The following is a 15,839-nucleotide window of genomic DNA, read 5'->3' as shown; positions in this document are numbered from 1 at the left end:
CCTTACGCTTCGACCTGACGACTGACTTTGTCTGCAACAGAGTCTGCATTTTGTTCGAAGTGATAACGACCTGTTTTCAGGCTACTTGGGCCTTTACGGGCAAACTTCACCATGAGGTAAACTTCTGCGATTAAGAACACGGTATAAAGCGCTAAAATAGCGAACAACGATGTCCAAATTTCGCCAGCGCTCAGCGCAGAGGCCGCCACATTGACCGGTAAGATTTCGCCGACTGCCCAAGGCTGACGACCAAATTCAGCCACAAACCAGCCCGCTTCAACCGCGATCCAAGGAAGTGGAATACTGAATAGCGCCGCTTTGAGTATCCACTGCTTTTGTTCGATCTTTTGACGACAAGTTTGTACAAACGCGGCACCAAATACGAACAACATAATGAAACCACAAGCAACCATGATGCGGAATGACCAGAACAGTGGCCAAACCGTTGGAATAGAATCATCAGCAGCTGCTTGGATCTGCTCTTCCGTCGCGTCGGTCACTTTGTCTGTGTAGCGTTTCAGCAACAAGCCATAACCTAAGTCGCCTTTGACTTCATCAAAAGCCGCCATATTGGCAGGTGACTTATCGCCAGCGCGCAGTTTTTCCAACAATTCATAGGCGTACATGCCGTTACGAATGCGGTCAACATGCTGATCACGCAGATCGCGCAAGCCCGTCACTTGTTCATCAAATGAACGCGTGGCAATAATGCCCATTACATAAGGGATCTTGATGGCGTAATCGGTATGCATCGCATCCTGATTTGGCAAGCCAAACAGCGTGAAGGCCGCTGGCGCAGGCTCTGTGTGCCACTCGGCTTCAACAGCGGCTAGTTTCACTTTCTGCACTTCGCCAAGCTCATAGCCTGATTCATCTCCAAGGACGATAACAGAGAGAATAGCGGCCATACCAAATGAAGCGGCAATAGCAAAAGAGCGGCGGGCAAAGGCGATATCACGGCCCTTAAGCAAGTAGTAAGCACTGATACCTAAGATGAACATTGCCCCTGTGGTGTAACCAGAAGCCACGGTATGGACAAACTTCACTTGCGCCACTGGGTTAAGTACCACTTCGGCAAAACTCACCATCTCCATGCGCATAGTTTCGAAGTTGAACTCTGCGCCCACTGGGTTTTGCATCCAGCCATTCGCGACGAGAATCCACAATGCAGAGAAGTTAGAACCCAGCGCAACTAGCCAGGTCACCGCTAGGTGTTGACGTTTAGATAGACGATCCCAACCAAAGAAGAAAAGACCAACAAAAGTGGATTCTAGGAAGAAGGCGATCAGGGCTTCTATCGCGAGAGGTGCACCAAAAATGTCACCTACGTAGTGCGAATAGTAAGACCAGTTGGTACCGAACTGGAACTCCATGGTTAGGCCAGTAGCCACACCTAGAGCAAAGTTAATCCCGAACAGCTTACCCCAGAACTTTGTCATGTCCTTATAGATCTGCTTATCGGTCATTACGTACAGTGATTCCATGATGGCTAACAGAAAAGCCATGCCCAGAGTCAGAGGTACGAACAGGAAGTGATACATCGCTGTCAGCGCAAACTGCAACCGCGATAGATCAACTACGTCAATCATAGTAACTCCTATGTGTCGGCTGAATGACACTCTCTACATTTTACAACTCACCAGTGTTGAGAAAGCTTAGCACTTGTTTAAATAAAACAAGCATTTGTTGCAAAAATGTACCGTATTGGTTAGTTAATTGTTAAGCGTCAGCTAATATAGCTACAGCTAATACTACTGCTAAAACTATCTTGTTTCAAAAAATTTATAGGGAGATTCTGCGTTGATCCAAATCAAGATAATTTGTTCATTTTTGAGCAAAAAAGCATCAAATTGATCTGAATCAACTCTCAAATGGAGGGTTTGTTAAATGCAGGTAACCACAGAGAATCAAAGGGAAAATAAGTAACACCAAAGATTAACAATTGACCACTTTTTCTTACCTACAAAGGGGTAGTGAGATTTTAAATAACGTGAACCAAATCACATTAAGCACAGAGCCAGATCTGACGTTCTGGCTCTGCAAACTTATTTTTCTATTCCGAAATGGAGATAAGCCCTATCTGTTGCGATCCGGCCTCTGGGTGTTCTTTGTAAATAACCTTGTTGAATGAGATACGGCTCAAGTACATCTTCAATCGTATCCTTTTCTTCACCGATCGCTGCAGCCATGTTGTCTAGCCCAACCGGGCCGCCAGAGAATTTCTCCATGATAGCGAGCAACAACTTTCTATCCATATAGTCGAAGCCCTGCGAATCGACATCCAGCATATTCAACGCAAGATCCGCAACCTCAGCTGAAATGTGCCCATCACCCTTCACTTCGGCGTAATCTCGTACACGCCTTAGCAAACGGTTGGCAATACGAGGAGTACCACGCGCGCGTCGCGCCACTTCCAGCGCACCTTCTGCATCCATTGAGAGATTCAAACAACTGGCACTGCGCTGCACGATATTTTGCAAGTCAGGAATGTTGTAGTACTCAAGGCGCTGAGTGATACCGAAGCGATCGCGTAGCGGCGAGGTAAGGGAGCCCGCTCGCGTGGTCGCGCCAATCAGAGTAAAAGGCGGCAGATCGATTTTGATCGAACGCGCCGCAGGTCCTTCACCGATCATGATGTCGAGTTGATAATCTTCCATCGCCGGATAGAGCACCTCTTCAACCATTGGGCTAAGACGGTGAATTTCATCAATAAATAGCACATCATTCTCTTCCAGATTGGTCAGTAGCGCGGCTAAATCCCCCGCTTTTTCTAACACTGGACCAGAGGTCGTACGAATGCTGACGCCCATTTCGTTAGCGACGATATTCGCTAAGGTGGTTTTCCCCAAGCCTGGAGGACCAAAAATCAACAAATGATCCAACGCTTCACTGCGCAATTGGGCCGCTTTGATAAAGATTTCCATCTGGTCACGCACGTGATCTTGGCCTTGGTAATCAGCCAGTTTTTTGGGACGAATGGCACGATCAATCACATCTTCGTCACGAAATGTAGGGTTTTCCGGTGCAATTAAGCGATCTGCTTCAATCATATCAATACCTTTATTGCACCCTTAGATCATGGATTTCAGCGCTTCGCGGATCACCTGCTCGCTGGTCATGTCCGGTTTAGCCACTTGCGCGACCACTTTCGATGCTTGAACAGGTTTGTAGCCCAGCGCTAACAGCGCACTCACTGCTTCGTCTTCGGCATTACTGCTTGCCGTCACGCCGTTTTCTGCCGGTGCGGCGTCGGTGAACGGGGTAAAGAGATCGCCTGCACCCCAACCTTTGAGACGATCTTTCATCTCAACCACTAACCGCTCTGCGGTTTTCTTGCCAACACCCGGCAGCTTCACAAGGGTCGAGATATCTTCGCGCTCAACCGATGCAACAAATTGGCTGGCCGTCATGCCGGACAAAATGGCCAGACCCAGTTTTGGCCCTACGCCATTGGCTTTAATCACTTCACGGAACAAAGCACGCTCTTTGACCGTGTTAAAACCATACAACAGCTGCGCATCTTCTCTCACCACAAAATGAGTATAAATCACGGCTTCTTCACCCACATGAGGCAACTCGTAGAAACAGCTCATCGGCATCTGCACTTCATAGCCGATACCGTTAACTTCTATCAAAACTTCAGGAGGTTGTTTTTCCAGCAAAATGCCGCGAAGACGTCCGATCACGTTAAATACTCTTTGGAAATGAATTTGCGACAGAATAATAAAGAACTGGATAGACATCCAGTTCTTTATTCAGGGCGTTCAGATTTTTGATACGACTTGTTCTAACTGGGACGTTAACTGACGAACCGTGTCAACTTGCTGCCTTAGTTGCGTGCCATTCGCCGCGACAATTTCAGAAATACTTTTCGTGTTCACTACGCCTGACGCGACTTCGCTACTGGCTTGATCCAACTCGTTAAGCGCCGTCATTTGCTGACTCATGATATCGGCCAAGCTGTTAACGTCAGAGGAAATCGTTGTCACTTGTTCGATGATCTCACTCATTCGCTCGGCACTGGAGTGAATCACATGCTGACCATGCTTCACTTCCTGCTCACTGCGATCAAGCAAATTTCGGATCTCAACGGCCGAGTGGCTGCTTTGCGAAGAGAGTTCACGTACCTGATCGGCAACCACCGCGAACCCACGGCCTTGTTCACCCGCTCGCGCCGCCTCAATCGCCGCATTCAGCGCCAATAGATTGGTTTGCTCCGCAACTGAGGTGATCAAATCCGCCACTTTCATGATCTGTTCGTGGCTTTCTAAGATCTGGCTGATCGCCTCTGTCGAGGCATTAAGCAGCTCTGAACTTTTTTCTGCCTGATGATGTACCAGCTCACTCTTTTGCCGCAGCTCTTGCACGAAACGGCCCGATTCCTCAACCCCCTGCGCCATTTGGTGTACTTGCTGGCTCATTTGCTCTGCCGCACTGGCTTGCGACTCACAGTTGAGGTTAAGTTGAGTGACTTGGCTATCGAGCGTTGTCGATTGGCTTTCCAGCGCTTGAGAAACGATGTTCAACTGGTTGGTATTGGTAGTGGCATGCGCCAGCACAGTCGACAGGTTTTGTTCACCCTCCTTCGCTTGCAAGGCCACCGCTTCACTTTGCACTTTCGCGCGTTCAGCCCCTTCAATCGCGTTGTCACGCTGCCGGGCGGTAAACGCCTGGGCAATACAAATCACCACCAGCGGCAAAATGGTTCCCGACCAAATCTCTACACGTGTTTCACCAGCGGATAAAGTTAAATGGGGAAAGGAGCTCCCAGCGATATGTTGATAAGTCATGATGGCTGAAATCGCGATGACGATACCACTCCAGGTGAGTGCCATGACACGTGTCGCTGAAAGGAAAAAAGCCACCACCAGCAGAGGGACCCAATAGGTCTGGGTCGAATCCACCACGCCACCGCTTTGATAGATGATGTTGAGCGCATGCAGCGTCATACCGACAAACCCCAAACTGAGGGCTAAGGTCGGATTCTTAAACCATTTGAGGCAAAATGCAGCCAGCAACTCGAGTACAATTAACGCGATTGACGTGGTGACAAGACTTTCGCTGCCGTGTTTACTCCACTTGATTAAGCTGTAAACACCAACGAGAAACGCGATGAACGTAAAGAGGGATAAGATGTCAGCTTGCCGCTGCTGAGCGCTTGTCCACTCGCTTTGCGAGGGAACAAAAAACTGACGCCATAAGGTGGCTGGATTCATGCTCAATCTTCCTGATCGAAACTGTTATGACCTCCGACCACTATATCTACGTAACATTTGGATAACAAATCTCATTTTTGATTCTGTTTCGGCTGTCTCATTTTTCTGCATCGCTTGGCTATCAGCGATAACGACCTTTTTTGGCACTGGTTGCTTGGCCTGCTAATGCAATCAAGGTCTTATTGGTATTGGCATGACAAATCGCCACCCCCAACGCATCCGCCGCATCGGCCTGCGGCTTGGCGGGTAACTTGAGCATATGCTGCACCATGTGCTGAACTTGCACCTTGTCTGCCCCACCATTGCCCACCACGGCCTGCTTAATGAGACGCGCAGCGTACTCATACACTGGTAGCTCTGCATTCACCGCGGCCACGATCGCACTCCCCCGAGCTTGACCCAGTTTCAGCGCAGAATCGGCGTTTTTTGCCATAAAGACTTGTTCAATCGCAAAAGCATCCGGTTGGAACTGAGTGATGATTTCGCTTACTCCAGCGTAGATCTGTTTCAGCCGACCGGGCAGATCTTTTCCCGAAGTGCGAATACAGCCGCTGCCAAGGTAGTAAAGGTGGCGGCCGTTCTGACGAATCACACCGTATCCCGTGACACGCGAACCCGGATCGATCCCAAGAATAATAGACATGACCTTCCCACTTTATTTTTGTCATGTGAATAACTGGCTTCATCTTAGAAAAGATGGCTCCAGTGTGAAAACAAAAACTCCCGCAAAGGCGGGAGTTTTTTCACAAACTTAACGCTTACTCAGCGCTTTTTTCTTTTGCTAGCGTAACCGAAATCGCCAGCTCTTCCAACGCTGCCGAATTCGCAAGGCTTGGCGCATCGGTCATCAGACACGCTGCCGCCGTAGTTTTCGGGAAGGCAATCACGTCACGGATGTTTTCAGTGCCACACAGCAACATCACCAGACGATCGAGACCAAACGCCAAACCTGCGTGAGGCGGTGTACCAAATTTCAACGCATCCAGAAGGAAGCCAAATTTGATTTTCTGCTCTTCGGCTTCAATACCCAGCAGATCAAACACCGCTGATTGCATTTTCGCATCATGAATACGCACCGAACCGCCACCCACTTCGTAGCCGTTTAGAACCATGTCGTATGCATTAGATAACGCACCTTCTGGGTTAGCTTTCAGCTCTTCTGGCGTCATGTTGAGCGGCGAGGTAAATGGGTGGTGCATCGCTGCAACATTACCTTCACCATCGCTTTCAAACATTGGGAAATCCACCACCCACAACGGCGCCCAAGCGGACTCGTTAGTGATAGCAAGATCTTTACCCACTTTCAGACGCAACGCGCCCATCGCTTCGGCAACCACGTTGGCTTTATCGGCGCCAAACAGAATGATATCGCCAGATTGCGCACCTGAACGCTCAATGATCGCAGCCACGATGTCATCAGAAAGGAATTTGGCCACTGGTGACTGAATGCCTTCCATGCCAGCGGCAAGATCATTGACTTTCAGCCATGCCAAGCCTTTCGCACCGTAGATCGCCACAAACGACGTGTATTCATCGATTTGTTTACGCGTCAAAGCCGCACCGCCAGGAACACGCAGAACTGCGACACGACCTTTTTCATCGTTCGCCGGGCCAGAGAAGACTTTGAAATCAACCTCTTTCAGCAGATCAGCAACGTCAACCAATTCCATCGGGTTACGTAGGTCTGGCTTATCACTACCAAAACGGCGCATCGCTTCGCTGTAAGGCATCACTGGGAACTCGCCCAAGTCAACATTCAGCAACTCCAGCCACATTTCACGGATCATTTTCTCTGTAATGGCACGCACTTGGTCTGACGTCATGAATGACGTTTCAATATCGATCTGAGTAAATTCAGGCTGACGGTCTGCACGCAAATCTTCGTCACGGAAACATTTGACGATTTGGTAGTAGCGGTCAAAACCAGACATCATCAGCAGTTGTTTAAACAACTGTGGCGATTGAGGCAGCGCATAGAAACTGCCTTTGTGTACTCGGCTTGGCACCAAGTAGTCACGCGCACCTTCTGGTGTTGCTTTAGTCAACACTGGAGTTTCGATGTCGAGGAAACCATTGGTATCGAGAAAACGACGAACAAAGCTAGACGCTTTAGCACGCAGTTTAATGCGATCGCTCATTTCTGGACGACGCAGGTCCAAATAGCGATATTTCAGACGTTGCTCTTCAGAGTTCTTCTGGTTGAAGTCCAATGGCAAAACGTCAGAACGGTTAATGATTTCAAGGCCTTTGGCCAAGATTTCCACTTCCCCCGTTGCCATCTCCGCATTGATTTGGCTTTCTGGGCGCGCACGAACTTCACCCGTGAGTTTGATACAGAATTCATTACGCAGTTGGCTTGCGATCTCGTACGCGTCCGCCATATCCGGATCGACGACTACCTGAACGACACCTTCGCGATCTCGCATATCGATAAAAATCAGACCGCCTAAATCACGACGGCGGTTAACCCAGCCGCATAGCTCTACAGTTTGTCCTGCAAGGGACTTGTTCAGGTGACCACAGTAATGGGTACGCATAATGAAATTCCCAATCTCTCTTAAATTGATAACGACTCCGCCGGTGAATTTCTCCGCAGAGCAAAGGTCCATTTATACGCTGAAAGTCTAAGAAAATCGACTAGTCAGAATACAATTTATTGCGTTTTATCATGCATTGGCGCTTTTTAATACAACAACTGTTCAAAAGCACAGCAAAGCAGGAAAATGGGTCGCAATTATAGCGTGAAAGTACCTATTGGGGCAAAACTACCGTAAAGTAATCAGGTGGAATTAGAGCAAAGTAAATGATGAATAAACTCCCTATTCGACTCGGCTTAACGATGTGGTCGCACAACCAGTGGCAACAGAGCTTTTATGGCTCCGGCACTAAGCCTGCACAGCGGTTGGAAAAGTATGCGCAAGTCTTTCATACCGTCGAGGGCAACACCACCTTTTATGCCACGCCTAACACATCTACGGTAATCAATTGGGATGCGGCGACACACGATGAATTTCGCTTTACCTTCAAATTGCCCAAAGCGATTACCCATCAACAAATGCTGCAAGGCTGCCAAGCAATGCTGGCGGATTTTCTGCACATTATGGCCCCTTTGCATGCACGCATCGGTCAATGGACGATTCAATTGCCTGCCGCCTTTGCTCCCGAATATTTGCCCAGGCTGCAACGCTTTTGTCAGCTTTTCCCGCGTGATTTTCCACTTAGCGTGGAAGTCCGCCATCCGGCCTTTTTTGCCAAAGGTGATGATGAAAAACGCCTCAACCACTGGTTAATTGAGGCAGGCATTAATCGCATTATCATGGATAGCCGTCCGGTTTTTGCCGCTGCTCCCACCAGCGATGTCATCATTGATGCACAGCAGAAAAAGCCGCGCGTCCCTGTGCACGCGATTTCCACCGCCCATCATCCGATGATCCGTTTTATTGGCCATCCAGATCTTGAGGCGAATCTGCCCTTTTTTCAGCCTTGGCTGACAAAGCTTCCACAGTGGATAAGTGAAGAAAAACAGCCCTATTTGATGATCCATACGCCCGATAACATCTTAGCGCCCGAGCTCGCGCTGAAACTCTACCAACAGTTGCAGCAAATGGTGCAATTACCTGATTTGGCAAATTTTCCAGCAAACGACAACCAATCGCAAATATCGATGTTCTAAACAGGGCACGGCAAAACATGACACACGAGCCAATTTCCCCTAAAATACGCGCCTTTTTAGTGCCTGCGTCGTTGTAGGCCAGTTGTATGCAGAGAATGGTTATGAACCCCAAAAGCAATCCAGACACTATTTTTTCGGCTCCAATCGATAAAATTGGGGATTTCACCTTTGATGAGCGGGTTGCGGAAGTCTTCCCGGACATGATCCAACGCTCGGTGCCAGGTTACAGCAACATCATCTCTGCCATCGGCATGTTGGCTGAGCGCTTCGTCAAACCGCACAGCAAGGTGTATGATCTGGGCTGCTCACTGGGGGCCGCGACTGTGTCAATGCGTCGCCACATCAAACAAGAAGGGTGTCAAATCATTGCGGTCGATAACTCACCTGCGATGGTAGAGCGTTGTAAACTGCACATCAACGCGTATCGCAGCGATACGCCAGTTGAAGTCATTGAAGCGGACATTCGCGATATTGATATTGAAAATGCCTCTGTGGTGGTGCTTAACTTCACTTTGCAATTTCTCATTCCCGCAGACAGAAGAGCGCTACTGGAAAAAATCTATCAGGGGCTGCGCCCAAGCGGCATTTTGATCTTGTCAGAAAAATACGTGTTTGAAGACAAAGTCTCGAACGAACTGCTGATCGACTTGCACCATGACTTCAAACGCGCCAACGGCTACAGCGAACTAGAAATCAGCCAAAAACGCAGTGCCATTGAAAATGTGATGCGCCCAGATTCTATCGCAGTGCACAAAGCACGTTTCGCTGAAATTGGCTTCTCCAGTTTCGAAGTGTGGTTTCAATGCTTTAACTTTGGCTCAATGTTTGCCATCAAATAGTCACCACGTGCCATAGCGGTCGGCTTTGCCATTCAAACTCACAACTAAAAATGACTTTACCAACAGTGATCAATTAACCATGTTTAACTTTGCAAATTTTTATCAACTTATTGCTCAAGACACTCGTCTGCAACCTTGGCTCAATGTACTGCCACAGCAACTGACAGATTGGCAAAATGCGGAGCACGGTGATTTTGATCGCTGGTTACGTGCACTCAACAAAATCTCTGCCGACACGCCGGACAACATCGATATCAAACAATCGGTGACCATTTCAAATCACCAACCTATGCCCATTGGTGAGCTTAAAAAGCTCGAAAGCTTACTGCGCACTTTCCACCCTTGGCGCAAGGGGCCATACCATGTGCACGGTATTCATATCGATACCGAGTGGCGCAGTGATTGGAAATGGGATCGTGTTCTCCCCCATATTTCCCCACTGAAAAACCGCAGCGTGCTTGATGTCGGTTGCGGTAACGGTTATCACATGTGGCGCATGTTGGGCGAAGGGGCACGTCTGTGCGTGGGGATTGATCCTTCCCATCTGTTTTTGATTCAGTTTGAAGCGATTCGCAAGCTGATGGGTGGAGATCAACGCGCTCACCTTTTGCCACTTGGTATTGAGCAACTGCCAAAGTTGCAAGCCTTTGATACCGTGTTCAGTATGGGTGTGCTCTACCATCGCCGTTCACCGCTCGATCATCTGATTCAACTGAAGGATCAGCTCGTTTCCGGTGGTGAGTTGATTTTGGAAACACTGGTCATCGAGGGCGATGAAAACGCTGTCTTGGTACCGAAAGAGCGCTACGCGCAAATGCGCAACGTCTACTTTTTCCCTTCTGCGCGCGCATTGAAAGTGTGGCTGGAGTTGGTCGGCTTTGAACAAGTACGCATTGTCGATGAAAATGTCACCTCGATTGGAGAGCAACGTAGCACCGATTGGATGACTCACAATTCACTGCCAGATTATCTGGACTCGAGCGATCCGAGCAAAACGGTTGAAGGCTATCCAGCGCCGCGCCGCGCCGTGTTGATTGCGAAGAAACCATAATTGACACTCTCTTGACTCAGAATTTTGAGTATCACCATACCCTTACACGAGGATGCTTCACGCATCCTTTTTATTGAGCTACACTCACAAATACAATTACTTAATCCTCATAACCATAAGGCATTCAATGTTACTAAGATTGACGCCAGCGTTCGCTTTTGTTCTGTTATCTGGCTGCACTTTAACCAACAGCGAGCAACATCAACAACAAATGCTCTCCGCCCTGCACAATTCTGAAGCGCGTATCAGCAACCGAATCGAAAACCTGACTCTGCAATCATCCAACCAATCCGATTACATCGAAAGCTTGGAAAATAAAATCCTCGAATTAGAGAAAAAAATCGCGGGAATGCCGCAACCTCAAGCACCAATTACCGTTCCTGCGCCTAAAGTTGCCAAGCCCGAAGTGGTTACAGTCAAGCACGTACCAACCAAAGCGGAGATAGTCCTCGGTGCGATTGAAAAAGTGACGATTGATTCGATTAAACAGTCTTTTGATGCGCGCGTGGATACAGGTGCGGCAACCTCTTCACTCAATGCAGTTGACATTGAAATCTTTGAGCGCAATAGCAAGCAGTGGGTACGTTTTCATCTCGCCGACAGCACCCAACCCGCAACCGAGGAAAATTGGATTGAAGCGCCGATTATTCGCTTCGTCAAAATCCGTCAGTCCACCAATGATGAAACCGAACGCCGCGCGGTCGTTGAGCTGTGGGTGAAAGTGGGGGCGATTCATGAAAAAGCACAATTTACATTGGCAGACCGCTCACAGATGAGCCATCCGGTCCTGCTTGGCCGCGAGTTTATTCGCGATATCGCTCTGGTGGACGTCAGTCGCGCGTACATTCAGAGCGAAACAAATAAGAAATAAGGTAGACTATGACTTCCCGAGTTCCTTTTTACCTATCCATTGTCTTGCTTATTGTCGCCGGCGTGACTTTAAGCGTTTTTAGACACCAGACTTATGGTGTTCCTTGGACTCCTGGCGAAAGCCGGCAAATTTGGGATATTGAGGCGCGAATTGAATTTAACGCGCAAGGCCAGGAGGTAAAAGCCTCTCTTGCCGCTCCAAATACGCAAAACGGTTTTACCTTGATTAGTGAAACGGCCTCCTCGCCGGGTTACGGTGTTTCCTACGTTAATACGGATTCAGGCCGCCGCGCAGAGTGGTCGATTCGCAAAGCTTCTGGCGCACAGACGATTTATTACAAAACCCAGTTTTTGGTTGACCCGCACGCCAAAGCCACGCCGAACCCTCCGGCAGAAACCATCGAAAAGCCCACGTTTACCAGCCCCGAGCAAACCGCGGCCGATGCATTGATCAATCAAGCAATGAGCCGTTCTTCAGACAACGTGACGTTTACGCGTGAACTGATCAAAACGCTCAATGATCCCGATAGCCAAAGTGCGGCACTGCTGCTCAACAACCAAGACAAAACCACGACGTTATATAAACTGCTTTCGAGTGCCGAAGTACAGAGCAAAATTGTCGGCGTCATCGAGCTCGAAGATGGGCGTCGCCGCCAAATGATTCAACCGATGGTCCAAGTATGGAATGGCCAAGATTGGGTGCTGTTTTCACCCAATTCAGTGCAACACGCGACATCGGCCAACCTACTGGTTTGGGATGAATCCAACATCTCTTTGTTAGATTTGATGGGCGGTCAGAACAGCCAAGTGCACTTTTCGATGATTGCTCAGGACATCTCTCCGCAGCAAGCGACCAACAACAAGGTTGAAGCTGATGGGTTGCTAAACCTTTCTATTCACAGCTTGCCGCTTGAAGAGCAGGCGATGTTTAAAACCATCATGTTGATCCCGATTGGCGCGCTGATTGTCGTTTTCCTCAGGGTGATTATCGGCCTGAAAACCTCCGGCACCTTTATGCCAGTACTTATCGCAGTGGCGTTCGTACAGACGCAACTGGTCACAGGCATTGTCGGCTTTTTGCTGATCGTCGGCACCGGTTTAATCATCCGCAGCTATCTGTCCAAGCTCAACCTACTGTTGGTCGCACGGATATCGGCGGTGATCATAACGGTGATCTTAATCATCTCCATTTTTACCGTGGTGGCGTTTAAGATCGGTTTGACAGAAGGGCTTTCAATCACCTTCTTCCCGATGATTATCTTGTCTTGGACTATTGAACGTATGTCCATTCTGTGGGAAGAGGAAGGCGCCAAAGAGGTTATCTTGCAAGGTGGTGGCTCGCTCTTTACCGCCGTATTGGTCTACCTTGGTATGACCAACAGCTATGTGCAGCATCTGACCTTTAATTTTATCGGCCTACAGTTGATCGTTCTTGCCGCTATTTTGCTGTTGGGTACTTACACAGGTTACCGTATCACCGAGTTGCGCCGCTTCAAGCCTCTGGTGGAGGACTAATTGATGCTATCGATTTTGTCCAACTACACCTCGCCGTTTAAGCTGCGCCGCAAAGGCATTATGGGTATGAACAAGCGCAACCATAGCTACATTGGGCGCTATAACGATCGTTCAAAATACCCTTTGGTGGATGACAAGCTGCAAACCAAAATCATCGCCCAGCGCGCTGGGTGTACGGTGCCGCAATTGATTGGTGTGATCAGCAATCAAGTTGAAGTTAAAACCATTCATGAGATGGTCAAAAGCTGGCCTGGCTTTGTTATCAAACCAGCGCGTGGCAGCGGGGGTAAAGGCATTTTGGTGGTCACTTCGCACAAAGATGGCGTGTATACCAAACCCTCTGGGGCCACCATCAATAAAGAGGAAGTCGAGCGCCATTTAAGTAATACACTGGCCGGACTCTTTTCTCTGGGCGGAAAAAACGACGTTGCGGTGGTGGAAAACCTCATCAAATTTGATGACTGTTTCGACGGTTTCAGTTTTGAAGGGGTACCGGATGTGCGCATTATTGTCTTCAAAGGCTATCCGATCATGGCGATGATGCGCTGCTCGACGGCCGCATCCGATGGCAAAGCCAACTTGCACCAAGGCGCTGTCGGAGTGGGTATCGACATTGCGACAGGTAAAGCGGTGCGCGCGGTGCAATTTAACCAGCCGGTCACCCATCACCCAGATACCGGCAAAGAGCTGGCAACGCTACAGGTCCCCCATTGGGAGCGTTTACTCACATTGGCCGCCAGCGCATGGGAAATGACCGGGCTTGGCTATATTGGCACCGACATGGTGTTGGATAAAGAAGAAGGACCGATGGTGCTGGAGCTCAACGCTCGTCCGGGGTTAGCAATTCAGATAGCCAATGGCTGCGGCTTGCTACCAAGGCTGCACCATATTGAAAATTTAGGTACTCAGCTCACGTATCCAACACCGGCAGAGCGTGTCGCCTACTCTGTTCGGCAGTTCAGCGTAATCAAATCACGCGATTAGTCGCTACAACGGCCCACAACCAATGTGGGCCTTTTTCTGCCTATCTCACTTTCTGTTTTCGGCTGGCTGTTTTCGGCTGGCTGTTTTCGACTGGCTGTTTTCGACTGGGCTAAGATGCAAGCGGACAAGTCACATCAGCCATCGACCTTATAAATGCTTATCGGCCTTGCCGACAAACAGCCTAAGAACCAGCTTTTGAATCAAACGGCCATAGGGTGGGGAAAACAGACTGATCGGGAACCAATCTCGCATCAGCAAAACGCTGCGCGCATGGCTTAGCTCACGAAACCCTTCTTCACCGTGATAGTTACCGATGCCGGAATTGCCAATCCCGCCAAACGGCACCGAATGGTTCATCACATGCCAGCCCCAATCGTTGATGGTGACGCCGCCGCTATGGGTCTTCTCTAGGATTTGCTCGCGCTGAGCCTCATCGTGGCTAAAGAGGTAACAAGCCAGCGGCCGTGGACGTTGGTTGATATAGTCAATCACCTCGTCCACATTTTGATAGCCGTGCACGGGAAGCAGTGGACCAAAAATCTCTTCCTGACAAATGCGCATCTGTGGCGTTAGTTGCGTCGCCACATAAAGCGGCGTCTGTCTGCCATCGCCATACTCAAGACATTGTGTTATCTCTGCGCCTTTTTCACGGGCATCCGCCAGAAGCTCATGAAAACGTTGGTATTGCGCCTCATCCACCAGCGAGGTGTAATCCTGATTACCAGAAAGCTGGTGATACATTTTGCTGTGCGCTTGTTTCAGTGCCGTCACAAACGCGGCCACTTTCGCTTGCGGTACAAAGGCGTAGTCAGGTGCGATGCAAATCTGCCCTGCATTAAACCCTTTGCCATGGGCGATACGCTGCGCCGCCTGATTGATATCAAAATCCTCCAGCACAATGGCTGGCGATTTACCACCGAGCTCCAAAGTCACTGGGGTGAGATTGGCAGCCGCATTCGCCATGATAACCCGTCCGCTGGCTGGCGATCCGGTAAACACCAAATGGTCAAACGGAAGGTGAGAGATCTGCATCGCTTGAGGGTGAGTGCCATCCACCACACAAACCAAGTCTTGCGGGAAAATTTCACTCAACATCTGCCTTAAGATTTGGCTGGTTCTCGGGCAGTTTGGCGGCATTTTTATCATGCAGCGATTGCCTGCCGCCAAGGCGGTGATAAGTGGCCCAACAGAAAGATAAATCGGAAAATTCCACGGGCAAATGATCCCGACCACCCCTTTGGGCTGATAACGCAACTCAAGTTTATTGCCCTTAAACATCAGCTCTGTGGCACGGCGGCGCACTTTCATCCAACCTTTTAAATGGCGCACAACGTGGTTGATGTCTAAAATCGGCGCGAGTACGTCAGCCATTTTCGACTCGGTCACGCTGCGGCCAGCAAAATCGTCACTCATCGCCTGCGCAAGGAGGTCTTGATAGCGGCTTAACTGTTTTTTCAGCGCCAGCAACCACTGCTTTCTTTGGCTAAAGCTTGGCATTGGATCTTGCTGATAAGCGCGTTTGAGCGCATCAAACCAAGACTCAAGCTCATTGACTGCCTGAGCGGGTGTTGCTTCAAGATGGATTTCCGTTTCAGGTTTCACCAGTGCATTCATTGCATCTTCCTCTGTCATCGCTGGTTTATATTAACATCCCGTTCACATAACGAACAGTTGCAATTGGTAGCGAACAT

Annotated in this window: 13 protein-coding genes; 6 read left to right on the top strand and 7 right to left on the bottom strand. The window is 49.2% G+C overall.

From position 1 onward, the window contains the following. Window positions 1-2 precede the first annotated feature (2 nt). From cydA to aspS, 6 genes are all read right to left on the bottom strand, one after another. The gene (cydA, locus tag I3X05_RS05275; RefSeq protein ID WP_045568934.1) at window positions 3-1,589 is read right to left on the bottom strand and encodes a cytochrome ubiquinol oxidase subunit I; all 1,587 of its coding nucleotides are present in this window, start codon (window positions 1,587-1,589) and stop codon (window positions 3-5) included. 456 nt (window positions 1,590-2,045) lie between these two features. After that, a complete protein-coding gene (gene ruvB / locus I3X05_RS05270; protein ID WP_045568935.1) occupies window positions 2,046-3,050 on the bottom strand; it encodes a Holliday junction branch migration DNA helicase RuvB in 1,005 nt (334 codons plus the stop codon). 21 nt (window positions 3,051-3,071) lie between these two features. Continuing rightward, window positions 3,072-3,686, bottom strand: a complete 615-nt coding sequence (gene ruvA, locus I3X05_RS05265; protein ID WP_193167348.1) for a Holliday junction branch migration protein RuvA — start codon at window positions 3,684-3,686, stop codon at window positions 3,072-3,074. Window positions 3,687-3,764: 78 nt separating this feature from the next. Then, window positions 3,765-5,216, bottom strand: a complete 1,452-nt coding sequence (locus I3X05_RS05260) for a methyl-accepting chemotaxis protein (RefSeq protein WP_193167315.1) — start codon at window positions 5,214-5,216, stop codon at window positions 3,765-3,767. A gap of 121 nt (window positions 5,217-5,337) precedes the next feature. Further along, window positions 5,338-5,859 (bottom strand): crossover junction endodeoxyribonuclease RuvC, encoded by a 522-nt coding sequence (gene ruvC, locus I3X05_RS05255; RefSeq protein ID WP_045568937.1) that lies wholly within the window; start codon window positions 5,857-5,859, stop codon window positions 5,338-5,340. Window positions 5,860-5,974: 115 nt separating this feature from the next. Further along, complete coding sequence (gene aspS / locus I3X05_RS05250) at window positions 5,975-7,753, bottom strand: aspartate--tRNA ligase (RefSeq protein ID WP_045568938.1); 1,779 nt, start codon at window positions 7,751-7,753, stop codon at window positions 5,975-5,977. A gap of 269 nt (window positions 7,754-8,022) precedes the next feature. On the opposite strand from aspS, the gene I3X05_RS05245 reads away from it, so the two are divergent. The 6 genes from I3X05_RS05245 (at window position 8,023) to I3X05_RS05220 (ending at window position 14,148) form a co-directional block, all read left to right on the top strand. After that, complete coding sequence (locus tag I3X05_RS05245; protein WP_045569024.1) at window positions 8,023-8,889, top strand: DUF72 domain-containing protein; 867 nt, start codon at window positions 8,023-8,025, stop codon at window positions 8,887-8,889. Between the two features lie 101 nt (window positions 8,890-8,990). Then, window positions 8,991-9,728 carry a carboxy-S-adenosyl-L-methionine synthase CmoA gene (gene cmoA, locus I3X05_RS05240; protein WP_045568939.1) on the top strand — a complete coding sequence of 246 codons (738 nt, stop codon included), beginning with the start codon at window positions 8,991-8,993 and terminating at the stop codon, window positions 9,726-9,728. Window positions 9,729-9,807: 79 nt separating this feature from the next. Continuing rightward, window positions 9,808-10,779 carry a tRNA 5-methoxyuridine(34)/uridine 5-oxyacetic acid(34) synthase CmoB gene (gene cmoB / locus I3X05_RS05235; RefSeq protein WP_045569025.1) on the top strand — a complete coding sequence of 324 codons (972 nt, stop codon included), beginning with the start codon at window positions 9,808-9,810 and terminating at the stop codon, window positions 10,777-10,779. A 127-nt stretch (window positions 10,780-10,906) separates the two neighbouring features. Further along, window positions 10,907-11,650: an ATP-dependent zinc protease family protein gene (locus tag I3X05_RS05230; RefSeq protein WP_045568940.1), complete on the top strand. Its 744-nt coding sequence runs from the start codon at window positions 10,907-10,909 to the stop codon at window positions 11,648-11,650. An 8-nt stretch (window positions 11,651-11,658) separates the two neighbouring features. Further along, window positions 11,659-13,164 (top strand): inactive transglutaminase family protein, encoded by a 1,506-nt coding sequence (locus tag I3X05_RS05225; RefSeq protein ID WP_045568941.1) that lies wholly within the window; start codon window positions 11,659-11,661, stop codon window positions 13,162-13,164. A gap of 3 nt (window positions 13,165-13,167) precedes the next feature. Beyond that, complete coding sequence (locus I3X05_RS05220; RefSeq protein WP_045568942.1) at window positions 13,168-14,148, top strand: alpha-L-glutamate ligase-like protein; 981 nt, start codon at window positions 13,168-13,170, stop codon at window positions 14,146-14,148. 147 nt (window positions 14,149-14,295) lie between these two features. Here the strand turns inward: I3X05_RS05220 and I3X05_RS05215 are convergent, their stop codons facing one another. After that, the gene (locus tag I3X05_RS05215; protein ID WP_045568943.1) at window positions 14,296-15,762 is read right to left on the bottom strand and encodes a coniferyl aldehyde dehydrogenase; all 1,467 of its coding nucleotides are present in this window, start codon (window positions 15,760-15,762) and stop codon (window positions 14,296-14,298) included. Between the last annotated feature and the right edge of the window lie 77 nt (window positions 15,763-15,839).

Source organism: Vibrio navarrensis, assembly GCF_015767675.1.
Lineage (GTDB): Bacteria > Pseudomonadota > Gammaproteobacteria > Enterobacterales > Vibrionaceae > Vibrio.
This window is presented reverse-complemented; position numbering and strand designations above follow the sequence as displayed.